Below are 14,502 nucleotides of genomic sequence, written 5' to 3'. Positions count from 1 at the left end.
GGAGGGGCACCCAAGCAGTTGGAGAGCCCCGTGAAGAGCAGCACCGCTCCCGTCACCCCGCGCACCCGGATCGCCGCAGTCGACGTCCGACCCTGGGAGAACGTCGCCGAGACCGCCACCGACGTCCTGACCATGCTGCGCGAGAACGTCGGCCTCGACGTCTGGATGCTCAACCGCCTGGACGGTGACATCCACACCACCGTCGCGGTCTACCCGGAGGGTCTGGTGCGCCCCGGCATGTCGCTTCCCTGGGGAGCCACCTTCTGTCGGGTCATGGTGGCCGGCGAGGCCCCACAGGTCGCCTCGGTGGTCTCCGCCGTGCCCGAGTACGTGGTGCTGCGCGAGGAGCTGACCCGGCTGGGGCTGGAGCGGATGGGGATGCCCGGTGCGTACGTGGGGGTGCCGGTGCGGCGTGCCGACCAGACGCTCTACGGCACCCTGTGCGGCTACGCCCGTCGCGCCCAGTCGCCCAACCTGCGGCGGCAGCTGGGGCTGGTGCGCTTCGGCGGCCAGGTGCTGGCCACCGCGCTGGAGGGGGTGCCCCCGGCCAAGACACCGCTGCCGGTGCCCTTCCCCGCGGCCGACCTGCTCAAGGACACGCTGTAGCCCCGGGCTTCAGCCCCCGCGGGCCGGGTCTGCACGGTGCGGGCCGGGCTACTGCTCCGCCTGCAGCGCGTCGCGCACCGCGGAGAGCTTGGCGTCGGTCTCGTTGACCTCGTCGTCGGGATCGGACTCGGCCACGATCCCGCCGCCGGCGAACAGCCGTGCGCGGGGCCCCACGATCTCCGCGCTGCGCAGGGCCAGTCCCAGCTCACCGTTGCCCGCGGCATCCACCCAGCCGACCGGGGCGGCGTAGCGGCCGCGGTCCATGTCCTCCAGCTCAGCGATCAGCGCGGTGGCCGCGCTGGTGGGGGTGCCGCCCACCGCAGCGGTGGGGTGCAGGGCCTCGGCCAGCTCCAGCACACCGGCCCCGGGGCGGGCCAGCCGCGCCCGCACGGTGGTGGACAGGTGCGCCACGTTGGGCAGCTGCAGCACCTGCACGTCGTCGGCCTGCACCTCGGTGCACACCGAGCGCAGCGACTCGAGCAGCGAGGTCACCGCGTACCGGTGCTCGCTGGTGTTCTTGGGCGAGGCCAGCAGCTCGGCGGCCAGCTCGGCGCTGGTGCTGTCCGGGCGCGGCCAGGTGGTGCCCGCCAGCACCCGGGAGGACACCTCCTCGCCCTGCAGGCGGACCAGCAGCTCGGGCGTGGCGCCGACCAGCCCGTCCACGGCGAAGGTCCAGCACTGCGGGTAGCTCCGGGCCAGCCGCGCCAGCACGTAGCGGGAGTCCAGCGGCGCGGCGGCCTGCAGGTGCAGGTCGCGGGCCAGCACCACCTTCTGCAGCTCACCGCCGCGGATGCGCCGCACCGCCTCGGCCACCGCGCCCCGCCAGCGGACCACGGAGTCGGTGCCGGCGGGCTGGTGCAGCCCGCGCGGCGCCGTGACGGGCACCACCGGGCCGGCCGCGGACACCGCGTCCACCCCGGGCGCTCCTGCGCCGGCGTCGATCTCGGTGATCCAGGTGCGTCCGTGCCGGCGGCCCACCACCACCTGGGGCACCACCAGCGCGGAGCTGCCAGGGGAGTCGGAGAAGGCCATCGAGGCGAACGCCACCAGCCCGGAGCCCGGGGCGCCCACCTCGTCGCGCACCTGGGCACGGGCGCACAGCTGCTGCCACCACTGCGCGGCGTCGCGGTATCGGGCGGCGCCGAAGGTCTGCACCCGCGCCGCCTCGCCCCAGCCGACCAGGCCGTCGCCGTCACGCACCCACGCGCACACGCCGTCGGGCGTGGGCAGCAGGTCGAGGAGGTCCCCGCGGAAGCTCGGCAGCAGCCGGGTGCGCACCACCATCAGCCGTGCGGGCGCATCGGGGGCAGGAATCACCGGTTCAGCGTAGGAGTCGCCCACGCGTGATGTTGCCCCCGCCCCGAGCCGCCGCCCCCGACCTGCGCGACCACAGCCGGTTACTCTCGCCCCTCGTGAGCAACCGGACCCTGACGCGCCTGCGCCGCACCATCGTCGTGCTGGCTCTGGCGGTGACGGCCATGGCCGTGCTGATGGTCGCCGGTGCCGTGCGCAACGACGTCACCATCGGCCGGGACGAGGGACGGGCCACCGCGGACGTGCTCTCGGTCACCCCGGTGTTCGCGGCCATCAGCTTCATCACCCCCGACGGTGTCACCCACAGCCCCAAGCTGGGCGTGCTCTACCCCACGGGCCTGTCCGCCGGCCAGCGCATCGACGTGGAGTACTCCCTGGCGGACCCCGACCTGGTGCGGGTGGCCGGACGCAACGCCGGCCTGGCCCTGCTGCCCGCGGGCTCGTTGGTGGTGCTGGCGTGGGGCGTGGCCGGGGGACTGCTGCTGGTGCTGCGCCGCGTCGCCGGTCCGGGCAACAGTGCCTTGCACTCCGGCACAGGTCCCTCTGGCGGCTCCGGCCGCACCGACCCCAGGTAACGTCTCCGGGGTGGCAAGAGCTGGGCTCGACAAGAATCCGCGCGACGTGGCGGTGATGTTCGACGGCGTCGCCAAGCGCTACGACCTCACCAACTCGGTGCTCTCCTTCGCCCAGGACCGCCGCTGGCGCCGCCTGACCCGGGAGGCCCTCGCGCCCCAGCCGGGCGAGCTGGTGCTGGACCTGGCCGCGGGGACCGGAGTGTCCACGGTGGAGCTGGCCCGCTCCGGCGCCTGGTGCGTGGCCACCGACTTCTCCCAGGGCATGCTCCGGGCCGGTGCCTCCCGGGGCGTTCCGATGGTCGCCGGCGACGCGCTGCACCTGCCCTACACCGACGAGGTCTTCGACGCGGTCACCATCTCCTTCGGGCTGCGCAACGTGGTGGCGCACGAGCAGGGCCTGGCCGAGCTGGCCCGGGTGACCAAGCCCGGCGGGCGGCTGGTCATCTGCGAGTTCTCCACCCCCACCTGGACGCCGTTTCGCACCCTGTACCTGGAGTACCTGATGCGCGCGCTGCCTGCGGTGGCCCGCACGGTGAGCAGCAACCCCGATGCCTACGTCTACCTGGCGGAGTCGATCCGGGAGTGGCCCCACCAGGCCGAGCTGGCGGCGCAGATCCAGGCCGCCGGCTGGGGCTCGGTGGCGTGGCGCAACCTCACCGGCGGCATCGTGGCGCTGCACCGCGCGGTCAAGCCCTAGCGGTCCGAACCGGCTGCGCACGCTGCGCGCGCGGTCTCAGCCCTGCCGGGCGGTAGCGACCTCGCTGTCCGGTTGCGGGATGGTTGAGAGGTGCAGCCGCCCAGGTCAGGCGTGATTTCTCACCCGGCGCCTGGCCGTGGGCCGGGGTTACCGTGGAGTGGTCGCTGGCGGGTCCAGCAGCGCAACAGCGCGTGGTCGGCGGCGCAGCTTTGCCGGGTGAACCTGCTTTCAGGAGCCGCACCATGACCAACCGCGCCACGACCGACCGCGCCCACGCTGATCAGGGCGAGTCCAAGGCCCAGCGTCGCCTCGCCGCCCAGGCCACCTGGACCGACGAGCGCTACCACCTCGCCGGCGGGATGCGCCGGCAGATCAACAAGGTCTTCCCGCACCACTGGTCGTTCCTGCTCGGCGAGATGGCGCTGTACAGCTTCATCATCTTGCTGCTGAGCGGGGTGTACCTGTCGTTCTTCTTCGACCCATCGATGGCGGAGGTCACCTACGACGGGGTGTACGGCCCGCTGCGCGGGGTGGAGATGTCGCGGGCGTACGAGACCGCGCTGAACATCTCCTTCGACGTGCGTGGCGGGTTGTTCATGCGCCAGATCCACCACTGGGCGGCGCTGCTGTTCCTGGCCGCCATGGTGGTGCACCTGCTGCGGATCTTCTTCACCGGCGCGTTCCGCAAGCCTCGCGAGGCCAACTGGGTCATCGGGTCGCTGCTGCTGGTCCTGGGCATCGTGGAGGGCTTCGCCGGCTACTCCCTGCCCGACGACCTGCTCTCCGGCACGGGCCTGCGGATCGCCGGAGCCATCATGCTGTCCATCCCGGTGATCGGCACCTGGGTGCAGTGGCTGGTCTTCGACGGCGAGTTCCCCGGCACCATCATCATCGACCGCTTCTACATCGCCCACGTGCTGCTCATCCCGGGCATCCTGCTGGCCCTCATCGCCGCGCACCTGGCACTGGTCTGGTACCAGAAGCACACCCAGTTCCCCGGGGTCGGCGCCTCGGAGAAGAACGTGGTGGGGGTGCGCATCGTGCCGCTGTTCGCGCTGAGCGGCGGTGGGTGGTTCGGCATCGTGTTCGGCGTGCTCGCCGGCATGGGCGGCCTGCTGCAGATCAACCCGATCTGGAACCTGGGGCCCTACGACCCGTCACAGGTCTCCGCCGGCTCGCAGCCCGACTGGTACATGGGCTTCACCGACGGGGCGGCGCGCGTCTTCCCGCCGTGGGAGATCTACCTGGGCAGCTACACCATTCCGCAGCCGTTCTTCGTCGCGCTGCTGCTGGGCGTGGTCCTCGGGCTGATGTTCGCCTACCCGTGGATCGAGCGCCGGCTCGCCCATCCCGACAACCTGCCGCACAACCTGCTGCAGCGACCGCGGGACGCCCCTGTCCGCACCGCGCTGGGGGCGATGGCCGTGGCCTTCTACGTGGTGCTGCTGCTCTCCGGCGCCAACGACATCATCGCGCTGAAGTTCGACATGTCCATCAACGCGCTGATCTGGGCCGGCCGCATCGGGCTGCTCGTGGTGCCGCCGGTGGCCTACTGGATCACCTACCGCTACTGCGTGGGGCTGCAGCGCTCCGACCTGGAGGTGCTGCAGCACGGGGTGGAGACCGGCATCATCCGGCGGGACACCAACGGCGCGTTCGTGGAGGTGCACCAGCCGCTCGGCGAGGTGGACCGCTCCGGGCACCCGGTTCCGCTGGAGTACCAGGGAGCGCCGGTGCCCAAGCGGATGAACAAGCTGGGCATGGCCGGCGTGCCGGTGCCGGGCACCCTGTTCACGCCGGACCCCACCGACGAGCAGGACCAGGTGATGCACTCCGAGCGGGCGTCCCGTCGCGAGGAGCAGGAGGAGCTGTCGGGCATCCCGGAGGCGGGCGGAGGGAGACCGTCCGAGCCCCGCGAGTGAGGCGGCACCGAGCCCCGCGAGTGACCCCGGGGAGCCGCTGTCCGGTCAGCGCCGCAGGTCGGCAGCCGGGAAGGGCGGCCGGGCGTCCAGCCGGACCGACGCGCGCCCGGCCAGCCGCCACGCTCGCGCGGTGAGGTCGCGGTCCTCGTCGGTCACCAGGTTGCCCATCACCCGCAGCGCCGCGGTCATCAGCGCGGTGGACCGCATGCCCACCGGTCCGGCGGCGGGCAGGAACCGCGGCAGGGTGAGCAGCCCGGCGAGCCGGCGGGCGATGGAGAACGCGGTGCCGTAGTGCCCGCGCAGCAGCGCCGGCCAGGCGAGGGAGAGGTCGACGGTGTCGCCGAGCAGGTCGGCGACCAGGCGGCCGGTCTCCAGCCCGTAGTCGATGCCCTCGCCGTTGAGCGGGTTGACGCAGCCGGCGGCGTCGCCGATCAGCGCCCAGTTGGCCCCGGCCACGTGGGACACCGCGCCGCCCATCGGCAGCAGCGCCGACGCCACGTGGCGCACCGGCCCCTCCAGCTCCCAGTCCGCGCGCCGGGCCTCGGCGTAGAGGTCCACCAGGGCCCGCAGCCGCACGGCGGCGGGGCGCTTGGCGGTGGCCAGGGTGCCCACCCCGAGGTTCACCTCGCCGTTGCCCAGCGGGAACACCCAGCCGTAGCCGGAGAGCAAGTTGTGCTCGGCGTCGCGCAGCTCCAGGTGCGAGGAGATCCACTCGTCGTCGCTGCGCCCGGAGCGCACGTAGCTGCGGGCGGCCACGCCGTAGGCGGTCTCCTGGTGCCACTGCCGACCCAGCACGCGGCCCAGCGGCGAGCGGGCGCCGTCAGCGACGACCAGGCGCCGGCAGGACACCTCGTGGGTCGCCCCGTCGGCCAGCCGGAAGCACACTCCCGACACCCGCGACCCGTCCCGCACCACGTCCACCGCCCGCGCGCCCTGCAGCTCGGTGGCACCGTCGGCCACCGCCACGGCGCGGATCCGGTCGTCCAGCTCGGTGCGGGGCACCGCGGAGCCGTGGCTGGGCAGCGAGCCGCCGGGCCACGGCAGCAGCAGCTCCTGGCCGAAGCCGGCCGCCCGCAGCCCGCGGTTGGTGCCGTGCGCGGCCACCCACTCGCCCAGCCCCAGCCGGTCGAGCTCGGCGATGGCTCGTGGGGTGAGCCCGTCCCCGCACGTCTTGTCCCGCGGGAAGGTGGCGGCGTCGGCCAGCACCACCTCGGTGCCGGCCCGGGCAGCCCACGCGGCGGCGGCGGAGCCGGCGGGTCCGGCGCCGACCACCAGCACGTCGGTCGAGCGAGGAAGGGCTGCGGAATCTGGCATCGGACCAGTATCCTGCCCGCCCCCGACCAGGCGAGATGGGGCCTCCGCGACACGGAATGTGGTTTAGATCACCCCTACTGGCGTTCTGGGCGAATGCTCTGCGTACTGTGAGGTGCGTCATGTGGTGAGCGTCGCTTCTGCGGAGGCGACGGTTCGGTGGCACTGCCGAAAGGGGGCGGTTGGCGATGCTCGATCCCTACATCCCGCTCGTCGTCATGGCCGCGCTGGCGGCGGCCTTCGCGCTCTTCTCGGTGGCGGTGGCACCGTTCGTCGGGCCCCGCCGCTACAACCGGGCCAAGCTCGACTCCTACGAGTGCGGCATCGAGCCCTCGCCGCAGCCGGTGGCCGGCGGCGGGCGCATGCCGGTGGCCTACTACCTCACCGCGATGCTGTTCATCCTCTTCGACATCGAGATGGTCTTCCTCTACCCGTTCGCCGTGTCCGCCGATGCCATCGGGCTCTTCGGCGTGGTGGAGGTGGTCCTGTTCATCGGCACGGTGGGCATCGCCTACGCCTACGTGTGGCGCCGCGGCGGGCTGGACTGGAACTGACCGTGGCCGGACCTGAGAGTGGCGGAGGCAAACATGGGACTTGAGGAGAAGCTGCCCAACGGGATCGTGCTGGCCAGCGTGGAGAAGCTGGTCAACTGGTCGCGCAAGAGCTCGGTGTGGCCGGCGACCTTCGGGCTGGCCTGCTGCGCCATCGAGATGATGACGGTGGGCGGCTCCCGCTACGACCTGGCCCGCTTCGGGATGGAGCGCTTCAGCGCCACCCCGCGCCAGGCCGACCTGATGATCGTGGCCGGCCGGGTCACCAACAAGATGGCCCCGGTCCTGCGCCAGATCTACGACCAGATGCCCGAGCCGCGCTGGGTGATCGCCATGGGCGTGTGTGCCTCCTCGGGCGGGATGTTCAACAACTACGCGGTGGTGCAGGGCGTGGACCACGTGGTTCCGGTGGACATCTACCTCCCGGGCTGTCCGCCGCGCCCGGAGATGCTCATCGACGCCATCCTCAAGCTGCACGCCACGATCATGGACGAGCCGCTGGGCCCCGTCCGCGCCGCCGAGCGGCTGGCCAGCGGCAGCAGCACCGAGATGGTGCCGTCCTCGGTGCGCTACGCCAAGGGCTACCGGGCCTCCGCCGAGCAGCCCACCCAGGGACAGCCGTGAGCACGCCCGGCCAGGGTGTGCCGGAGCCCACCGACGTCGCCGAGCACGGCGGCCTGGCCTCCTCCGGCCACAGCGGCGGCGCCGAGGAGGAGCGGCAGGAGCGCGGGGGACTGGTGGCCGGCCGCGCCAGGCAGGGCATGTTCGGCATCCGTGGGTCGGGGGACACCTCCGGCTACGGCGGCCTGCGGCTGCCCGCCTACAGCCCGGCGCCGGCGCAACGGCCCTACGGGGGCTGGTTCGACCAGGTCACCGACGACCTGCTGGCGGCGCTGGCGCAGCGTGGGCTGGACCAGGCGGTGCAGCAGGTGGTGGTCGACCGCGGCGAGATCACCTACTACCTGCGCCCGGACACGGTGCTCGAGGTGTGCCGGGTGCTGCGCGACGAGCCCGCCCTGCGGTTCGAGCTGTGCTCGTCGGTGTCCGGCGTGGACTACGGGTTCGACGGGGACCAGCCGGTGGACCAGCGGCTGCACGTGGTCTACCACCTGACGTCGATGACCTTCCGGCACCGGGTGCGCCTGGAGGTGGCCCTGGACGTGCCCGGCAGCGGGGGAATGAGCGAGCACCCGCACCTGCCCAGCGTGGTGCAGGTCTACCCCACCGCCGACTGGCAGGAGCGGGAGGTGTGGGACATGTTCGGCATCGTCTTCGACGGTCACCCCGGGCTCACCCGCATCCTCATGCCCGACGACTGGGCCGGGCACCCGCAGCGCAAGGACTACCCCCTGGGCGGGATCCCCGTGGAGTACAAGGGTGCGGAGATCCCCCCGCCCGAGCAGCGGAGGGCGTACTCATGAGCCGGGACACGAGCTCCGAGTCCGAGCGGGACACCACCCGGCCCGGCGCCTCCGACACCGGCGGCGCGGACACCCGGCAGGCGGCGGAGGGCACCGTGCCCGACTCCGGCGGCGGCCAGTCCCGCGCGGACGGCTCGGCCACCAGCACCACCTACGACACCCACACCACCACCGCCACCGACGAGGGTCCGCAGCCCAGCCCGGCGGGGGAGCGCCAGACCACCGAGGGCCGCGTCTACACCGTCACCGGGGCCGACTGGGACACCTTCACCGACGACCTGGCCGCCGACTCCGACATCGGCGCCGACGAGCGCATCGTCATCAACATGGGCCCCCAGCACCCGTCCACCCACGGCGTGCTGCGCCTGGTGCTGGAGCTGGAGGGCGAGACGGTCACCCAGCTGCGCTCGGTGATCGGCTACCTGCACACCGGCATCGAGAAGAACATCGAGGCCCGCACCTGGACGCAGGGCACCACCTTCGTCACCCGCATGGACTACCTGTCCCCGCTGTTCAACGAGACCGCGTACTGCCTCGCGGTGGAGAAGCTGCTGGGCATCGAGGTGCCCGAGCGGGCGCAAGCGGCACGGGTGCTGCTGATGGAGCTCAACCGCGTCGCCTCGCACCTGGTGTACCTGGCCACCGGCGGCATGGAGCTGGGCTCGTCCACCGCGATGACCTTCGGCTTCCGCGAGCGGGAGACGGTGCTGCACCTGCTGGAGGAGCTCACCGGGCTGCGGATGAACCACGCCTTCGTCCGCCCCGGCGGCATCGCCCGCGACCTGCCCGCCGGCTTCGAGAAGAAGGTGGCGGAGTTCCTGGTGGAGATGCGGCGCCGGCTGCCCGAGTACGACACCCTGCTCACCGGCCAGCCGATCTGGCGCAACCGGCTGGAAGGGGTGGGCTACCTGCCGCTGGACGGCTGCCTGGCCCTGGGCGTCACCGGGCCGGTGCTGCGCTCGGCCGGCCTGGCCTGGGACCTGCGCAAGATCGAGCCCTACTGCGGCTACGACAGCTACGAGTTCGACGTCCCCACCGCCACCGAGGCCGACTGCTTCGCCCGCTACCGGCTGCGGGTGCAGGAGATGCGGGAGAGCCTCAAGCTGGTGGAGCAGGCCACCGACCGCCTCGCCGGGCTCGCCGGCCAGCCGGTGATGGTGGCCGATCGCAAGATCGCCTGGCCCGCGCAGCTGTCGGTGGGCAGCGACGGGCTGGGCAACTCCCTGGAGCACGTCCGCACGATCATGGGCCAGTCCATGGAGTCGCTGATCCACCACTTCAAGCTGGTCACCGAGGGCTTCCGGGTGCCGCCGGGGCAGGTCTACACCTCCATCGAGTCCCCGCGCGGCGAGCTGGGCGTGCACCTGGTCTCCGACGGGGGCACCCGGCCGCTGCGCGCCCACGTGCGCGATCCCAGCTTCGTGAACCTGCAGGCCATGCCCGCGATGAGCGAGGGTGGCCTGGTCGCCGACGTCATCGCCTCGGTGGCCTCGCTCGACCCGGTGATGGGAGGAGTGGACCGATGAGCCAGGCGCAGCGGCACGAGGCAGGGTTCCCCGGCGCACGGGATCCGGGCGCAGGGGATCCGGGCGCAGGGGATCCGGGTACCGGGGAGACCTTCGACGCGCTCACCCACGACCGGGCGCAGGAGATCATCGCCCGCTACCCGCAGGCCCGCTCGGCGCTGCTGCCGATGCTGCACCTGGTGCAGAGCGTGCAGGGCTGGGTCAGCCCCGACGGCATCGCCTTCTGCGCCGACCACCTCCACCTCACCCCCGCCGAGGTGCGCGCGGTGGCCACCTTCTACACGATGTACAAGCGGCGTCCGTGCGGCGAGCACCTGGTGAGCGTGTGCACCAACACCTTGTGCGCGGTGCTCGGCGGCGACGACATCTACAAGGCACTGCAGACCGAGCTGGGCCAGGACGAGGCGCTGCTGGGCCACGAGGAGACGGCCGGCGTTCCCGGTGCGCCCGGATCGATCACCCTGGAGCACGCCGAGTGCCTGGCCGCCTGCGACCTGGGCCCGGTGCTGCAGGTGAACTACGAGTACTTCGACAACCAGACGCCGCAGACCGCGCTGGAGCTGGTGCGGGCCCTGCGCAGCGGACAGCGCCCCGACCCGAGCCGGGGCGCCCCGCTGACCGACCTGCGCGACGCCGAGCTGCAGCTGGCCGGGTTCTTCACCAGCGACCCGGAGCTGCACGGACCGTCCGCCGCCCCGGAGACGCTGCGCGGCGTGGTGCAGGCCCAGGAGCACGGCTGGCAGGCCCCCGCCCTGCCGGAGAGCGTCCCACCGCTTCCCGTCCCGGAGAAGAAGTCATGACCGATCCGCTCACCCCGGTCCTCACCCGCCGCTGGTCCTCCCCGCGGTCGTGGACGCTGCAGACCTACGCCGAGCTGGACGGCTACACCGCCCTGCGCACCGCGCTGGCCGCCGAGCCCGACCAGCTGATCGAGCTGGTCAAGGCCTCCGGGCTGCGCGGACGCGGCGGGGCGGGCTTCCCCACCGGGATGAAGTGGGGCTTCATCCCGCAGGCCGCGCCCGGCCAGCTCAGCGGGCCCGCGGCCAAGCCCAAGTACCTGGTGGTCAACGCGGACGAGGGCGAGCCGGGCACCTGCAAGGACATCCCGCTGATGATGGCCGACCCGCACTCGCTGATCGAGGGCGCCATCATCACCAGCTACGCCATCCGGGCCAGCTTCTGCGCCATCTACGTGCGCGGGGAGGCGCTGCACTGCATCCGGCGGCTGCAGCACGCCGTGAACGAGGCCCGGGCCGCCGGCTACCTGGGCACCGACATCCTGGGCTCGGGCTTCGACCTGGAGATCGTGGTGCACGCCGGCGCCGGTGCCTACATCTGCGGCGAGGAGACGGCGCTGCTGGACTCGCTGGAGGGCCGTCGCGGCCAGCCCCGCCTCAAGCCGCCCTTCCCCGCCACCTCCGGGCTCTACGCCAGCCCCACCGTGGTGAACAACGTGGAGACCATCGCCACCATCCCGTTCATCGTCAACGGCGGCAGCGACTGGTTCCGCAGCATGGGTCGGGAGAAGTCACCGGGACCCAAGATCTTCTCGCTGTCCGGGCACGTGGAGCGGCCCGGCCAGTACGAGGTGCCGATGGGCACCACGCTGCGCCAGCTGCTGGAGCTGGCCGGCGGGATGAAGGACGGGATCCCGCTGAAGTTCTGGACGCCGGGCGGCTCTTCCACCCCGCTGCTCACCGCCGAGCACCTGGACGTGCCGCTGGACTTCGAGGGCGCGGTGGAGGCGGGCACCATCCTGGGCACCACCGCGGTGCAGGTGTTCAACGAGACCGTCAGCGTGCCGTGGGCGGTGATGAAGTGGACCGAGTTCTACAAGCACGAGAGCTGCGGCAAGTGCACCCCGTGCCGGGAGGGCACCTACTGGCTGGAGCAGGTGCTGCACCGGATGGTGGCCGGCCGAGGCACCCCCGAGGACGTGGACACCCTGCTGGACGTGTGCGACAACATCCTCGGCCGCAGCTTCTGCGCGCTGGCCGACGGCGCCGTCAGCCCGATCACCAGCGGCATCAAGCACTTCCGGCAGGAGTTCCTCGACCTGTGTGCCGCCCAGCCCGGCGGCGGCCCGTCCCCAGACCCGCAGCTGGCAGGAGCCCTCCGATGACCGTTGCGCAGGACAAGCCCGCCGCCGAGCCACCGCCGGTGCCCGAGGGGCACGTCCGCCTGGAGATCGACGGTGCGCAGGTCGACGCGCCCAAGGGCGAGCTGATCATCCGCACCTGCGAGCGTCTCGGCATCATCGTGCCGCGCTTCTGCGACCACCCGCTGCTCGATCCCGCGGGCGCCTGCCGGCAGTGCCTGGTGGAGGTGGAGATGGGCGGGCGGCCCATGCCCAAGCCGCAGGCCTCCTGCACCATGACCGTCGCCGACGGGATGGTGGTGCGCACCCAGCACAGCTCGGACGTGGCCAAGAAGGCCCAGGCCGGGATCATGGAGCTGCTGCTGATCAACCACCCGCTGGACTGCCCGGTCTGCGACAAGGGCGGGGAGTGCCCGCTGCAGAACCAGGCCATGGCCCACGGGCGCACCGAGTCCCGCTTCACCGAGACCAAGCGCACCTTCCCCAAGCCCGTCCCCATCTCCACCGAGGTGCTGCTGGACCGGGAGCGCTGCGTGCTCTGCCAGCGCTGCACCCGCTTCTCCGAGCAGATCGCCGGCGACCCGTTCATCGACCTGCTCGAGCGCGGCGCCCACCAGCAGATCGGCACGGCCAGCGGGCACCCCTTCCACAGCTACTTCTCCGGCAACACCATCCAGATCTGCCCGGTGGGTGCGCTCACCAGCGCCTCCTACCGGTTCCGCTCGCGGCCCTTCGACCTGATGTCCACGCCCGGGGTGTGCGAGCACTGCGCGTCCGGCTGCGCCCAGCGCACCGACTGGCGCCGCGGCACGGTGCAGCGCCGCCTGGCCGGGGCCGACCCGGAGGTGAACGAGGAGTGGACCTGCGACAAGGGCCGCTTCGGCTTCGGCTACCTCACCGACGACCAGCGCATCACCGTGCCGCTGGTGCGCGGCACTGACGGCGTGCTGCACGAGGCGTCCTGGACCGACGCCCTGCGCACCGCGGCCGAGGGGCTGCTGGCCGCCCGGGACTCCGGCGGGGTGGGCACCCTGGCCGGTGGTCGGCTCACCACCGAGGACGCCTACGCCTACGCCAAGTTCGCCCGCCTGGCCCTGCACAGCAACGACGTGGACTTCCGCGCGCGCCGGCACTCCGCCGAGGAGCAGGACTTCCTGGCCGCGCACGTGGTGGGCAGCACGCCGGACACCGGCGGGGTCACCTACGCCGACCTCGAGCACGCCCCCGCGGTGCTGTGCGTGGCGCTCGACCCGGAGGAGGAGTCGCCCATCGTCTTCCTGCGGCTGCGCAAGGCCGTGCACCAGCACCAGGCCGTGGTGGCGCACCTGGGCTCCTGGGTCAGCCCCGCCGTGGCCAAGACCGGCGGCCGGCTGGTGCCCGCGGTGCCGGGCGGGGAGGTGGCGGCCCTGGAGCAGCTGGACACCGAGCTGGGCCAGAGCCTGTCCGCCGACGGCGCGGTGCTGCTGGTGGGCGAGCGGGCCGCCGAGGTGCCGGGCCTGCTGACGGCCGTGCTGGCCCTGGCCACCCGCACCGGTGCGCGACTGGCCTGGGTGCCCCGGCGCGCCGGTGAGCGGGGCGCGCTGGCGGCCGGGGCGCTGCCCACCCTGCTGCCCGGCGGCTTCGCGGTGACCGACCCCGCGGCCCGGGCGCACTGCGAGCAGGTCTGGCGGCTCGCCCCGGGCACCCTGCCCCCCGAGCCCGGCCGCGACACCAGCGCCATGCTGGCCGCGGCCGCTGCCGGTGAGCTGGCCGGGCTGGTGGTCGGCGGCGTGGAGCTGGGTGACCTGCCCGATCCCGCGCTGGCCCGCCGCGCCCTGGACGGTGCGCAGTTCGTGGTCAGCCTGGAGCTGCGCCGCAGCGAGGCCACCGAGCGGGCGGACGTGGTGCTGCCGGTGGCGCCGGCGGTGCACAAGGCCGGCTCCTACCTCGACTGGGAGGGCCGCGAGCGCCCCTTCCAGACCACGGTGGACGGCAGCACCCTGCTGCCGGACTGCCGGGTGCTGGACACCCTCGCCGTGGAGATGGACGTGGACCTGTTCACCCAGACCCCCGCCGCCGCCGCCGGCGAGCTGCGCCGGCTGGGCGCGGCGCACCACGGCCAGGCTCCGCCGCCACCGCACGCGCCGAGCCGACCCGCGGCCCGGCCGGGAGTGGGCCAGGCGGTGCTGGCCACCTGGCGGCGGCTGCTGGACGACGCGGCCCTGCAGTCGAACGAGCCGGCGCTGGCCGGCACCCGGCGCCCGGCCCGTGCGGTGATGTCGCCCGCGACCGCGGCCGGCCTCGGCGCGCTGGCCGGTGACCTGGTGGCCCTGGCCGACGGCCACGGTGGCGCCACCCTGCCGGTCGAGCTGGCGGAGGTGGTCGACGGCGTGGTGTGGATACCGGGTGGCACCGGGCTGCGCTCCGGCCACGGTGACGTGGTGTCGGTGGCGGTCGCCCCGGTCGGGGAGCCGCACGAGGGGCTGCGGGCATGATCCGCGC

General features: G+C 73.1%; 13 protein-coding genes. 11 read left to right on the top strand and 2 right to left on the bottom strand.

Going from position 1 to position 14,502, the window contains the following annotated elements; translation table 11 throughout:
• The first annotated feature begins 30 nt into the window (after positions 1-30).
• Positions 31-606, top strand: coding sequence for a GAF domain-containing protein (locus tag AC3YNX_RS01695; protein ID WP_489994408.1), 576 nt, complete (start codon positions 31-33; stop codon positions 604-606).
• A gap of 48 nt (positions 607-654) precedes the next feature.
• Here the strand turns inward: AC3YNX_RS01695 and AC3YNX_RS01690 are convergent, their stop codons facing one another.
• Positions 655-1,923, bottom strand: a complete 1,269-nt coding sequence (locus tag AC3YNX_RS01690) for an isochorismate synthase (RefSeq protein ID WP_489994407.1) — start codon at positions 1,921-1,923, stop codon at positions 655-657.
• A gap of 95 nt (positions 1,924-2,018) precedes the next feature.
• Here AC3YNX_RS01690 and AC3YNX_RS01685 point away from each other — a divergent pair, with 95 nt between their 5' ends.
• From AC3YNX_RS01685 to qcrB, 3 genes are all read left to right on the top strand, one after another.
• Positions 2,019-2,495: a DUF3592 domain-containing protein gene (locus tag AC3YNX_RS01685; RefSeq protein WP_489994406.1), complete on the top strand. Its 477-nt coding sequence runs from the start codon at positions 2,019-2,021 to the stop codon at positions 2,493-2,495.
• Positions 2,496-2,505: 10 nt separating this feature from the next.
• Positions 2,506-3,192 (top strand): demethylmenaquinone methyltransferase, encoded by a 687-nt coding sequence (locus tag AC3YNX_RS01680; protein ID WP_489994405.1) that lies wholly within the window; start codon positions 2,506-2,508, stop codon positions 3,190-3,192.
• 242 nt (positions 3,193-3,434) lie between these two features.
• Entirely contained in the window at positions 3,435-5,114 is a 1,680-nt protein-coding gene (gene qcrB / locus AC3YNX_RS01675) for a cytochrome bc1 complex cytochrome b subunit (protein WP_127784037.1), read from the top strand.
• A gap of 45 nt (positions 5,115-5,159) precedes the next feature.
• Here qcrB and AC3YNX_RS01670 read toward each other — a convergent pair whose 3' ends face one another.
• Positions 5,160-6,428 carry a geranylgeranyl reductase family protein gene (locus tag AC3YNX_RS01670; protein WP_489994404.1) on the bottom strand — a complete coding sequence of 423 codons (1,269 nt, stop codon included), beginning with the start codon at positions 6,426-6,428 and terminating at the stop codon, positions 5,160-5,162.
• A gap of 185 nt (positions 6,429-6,613) precedes the next feature.
• On the opposite strand from AC3YNX_RS01670, the gene AC3YNX_RS01665 reads away from it, so the two are divergent.
• Genes AC3YNX_RS01665 through AC3YNX_RS01635 form a run of 7 tightly spaced genes read left to right on the top strand, consistent with a single transcriptional unit; the run spans position 6,614 to position 14,495 of the window.
• On the top strand, positions 6,614-6,979 hold the full coding sequence (locus AC3YNX_RS01665; protein WP_127784035.1) for an NADH-quinone oxidoreductase subunit A: 366 nt from the start codon (positions 6,614-6,616) through the stop codon (positions 6,977-6,979).
• A gap of 33 nt (positions 6,980-7,012) precedes the next feature.
• Positions 7,013-7,600 carry a NuoB/complex I 20 kDa subunit family protein gene (locus AC3YNX_RS01660; protein ID WP_489981916.1) on the top strand — a complete coding sequence of 196 codons (588 nt, stop codon included), beginning with the start codon at positions 7,013-7,015 and terminating at the stop codon, positions 7,598-7,600.
• Positions 7,597-8,397, top strand: a complete 801-nt coding sequence (locus tag AC3YNX_RS01655; protein ID WP_489994403.1) for an NADH-quinone oxidoreductase subunit C — start codon at positions 7,597-7,599, stop codon at positions 8,395-8,397. Before AC3YNX_RS01660 ends, AC3YNX_RS01655 begins: the two co-directional genes overlap by 4 nt.
• Positions 8,394-9,923: an NADH-quinone oxidoreductase subunit D gene (locus AC3YNX_RS01650; RefSeq protein WP_489994402.1), complete on the top strand. Its 1,530-nt coding sequence runs from the start codon at positions 8,394-8,396 to the stop codon at positions 9,921-9,923. Before AC3YNX_RS01655 ends, AC3YNX_RS01650 begins: the two co-directional genes overlap by 4 nt.
• A complete protein-coding gene (gene nuoE, locus AC3YNX_RS01645; protein WP_489994401.1) occupies positions 9,920-10,723 on the top strand; it encodes an NADH-quinone oxidoreductase subunit NuoE in 804 nt (267 codons plus the stop codon). The genes AC3YNX_RS01650 and nuoE overlap by 4 nt, the downstream gene beginning before the upstream one ends.
• Positions 10,720-12,045 carry an NADH-quinone oxidoreductase subunit NuoF gene (nuoF, locus tag AC3YNX_RS01640; RefSeq protein ID WP_489994400.1) on the top strand — a complete coding sequence of 442 codons (1,326 nt, stop codon included), beginning with the start codon at positions 10,720-10,722 and terminating at the stop codon, positions 12,043-12,045. The genes nuoE and nuoF overlap by 4 nt, the downstream gene beginning before the upstream one ends.
• A complete protein-coding gene (locus tag AC3YNX_RS01635) occupies positions 12,042-14,495 on the top strand; it encodes an NADH-quinone oxidoreductase subunit G (RefSeq protein WP_489994399.1) in 2,454 nt (817 codons plus the stop codon). The genes nuoF and AC3YNX_RS01635 overlap by 4 nt, the downstream gene beginning before the upstream one ends.
• The last annotated feature ends 7 nt before the right edge of the window (positions 14,496-14,502 follow it).

Source organism: Rhodococcus sp. Z13_19A (assembly GCF_058133575.1).
The sequence above is the reverse complement of the archived record's forward strand: the minus strand, read 5'-3'. Positions and strand labels throughout refer to the sequence as shown.

Excerpts from the sequence above, each read along its gene's own strand:
- qcrB (WP_127784037.1), top strand. The coding sequence starts at position 3,435 with ATGACCAACCGCGCCACGACCGACCGCGCCCACGCTGATCAGGGCGAG.
- AC3YNX_RS01670 (WP_489994404.1), bottom strand. The coding sequence starts at position 6,428 with ATGCCAGATTCCGCAGCCCTTCCTCGCTCGACCGACGTGCTGGTGGTC.
- AC3YNX_RS01665 (WP_127784035.1), top strand. The coding sequence starts at position 6,614 with ATGCTCGATCCCTACATCCCGCTCGTCGTCATGGCCGCGCTGGCGGCG.
- AC3YNX_RS01660 (WP_489981916.1), top strand. The coding sequence starts at position 7,013 with ATGGGACTTGAGGAGAAGCTGCCCAACGGGATCGTGCTGGCCAGCGTG.
- AC3YNX_RS01650 (WP_489994402.1), top strand. The coding sequence starts at position 8,394 with ATGAGCCGGGACACGAGCTCCGAGTCCGAGCGGGACACCACCCGGCCC.
- nuoE (WP_489994401.1), top strand. The coding sequence starts at position 9,920 with ATGAGCCAGGCGCAGCGGCACGAGGCAGGGTTCCCCGGCGCACGGGAT.
- nuoF (WP_489994400.1), top strand. The coding sequence starts at position 10,720 with ATGACCGATCCGCTCACCCCGGTCCTCACCCGCCGCTGGTCCTCCCCG.
- AC3YNX_RS01635 (WP_489994399.1), top strand. The coding sequence starts at position 12,042 with ATGACCGTTGCGCAGGACAAGCCCGCCGCCGAGCCACCGCCGGTGCCC.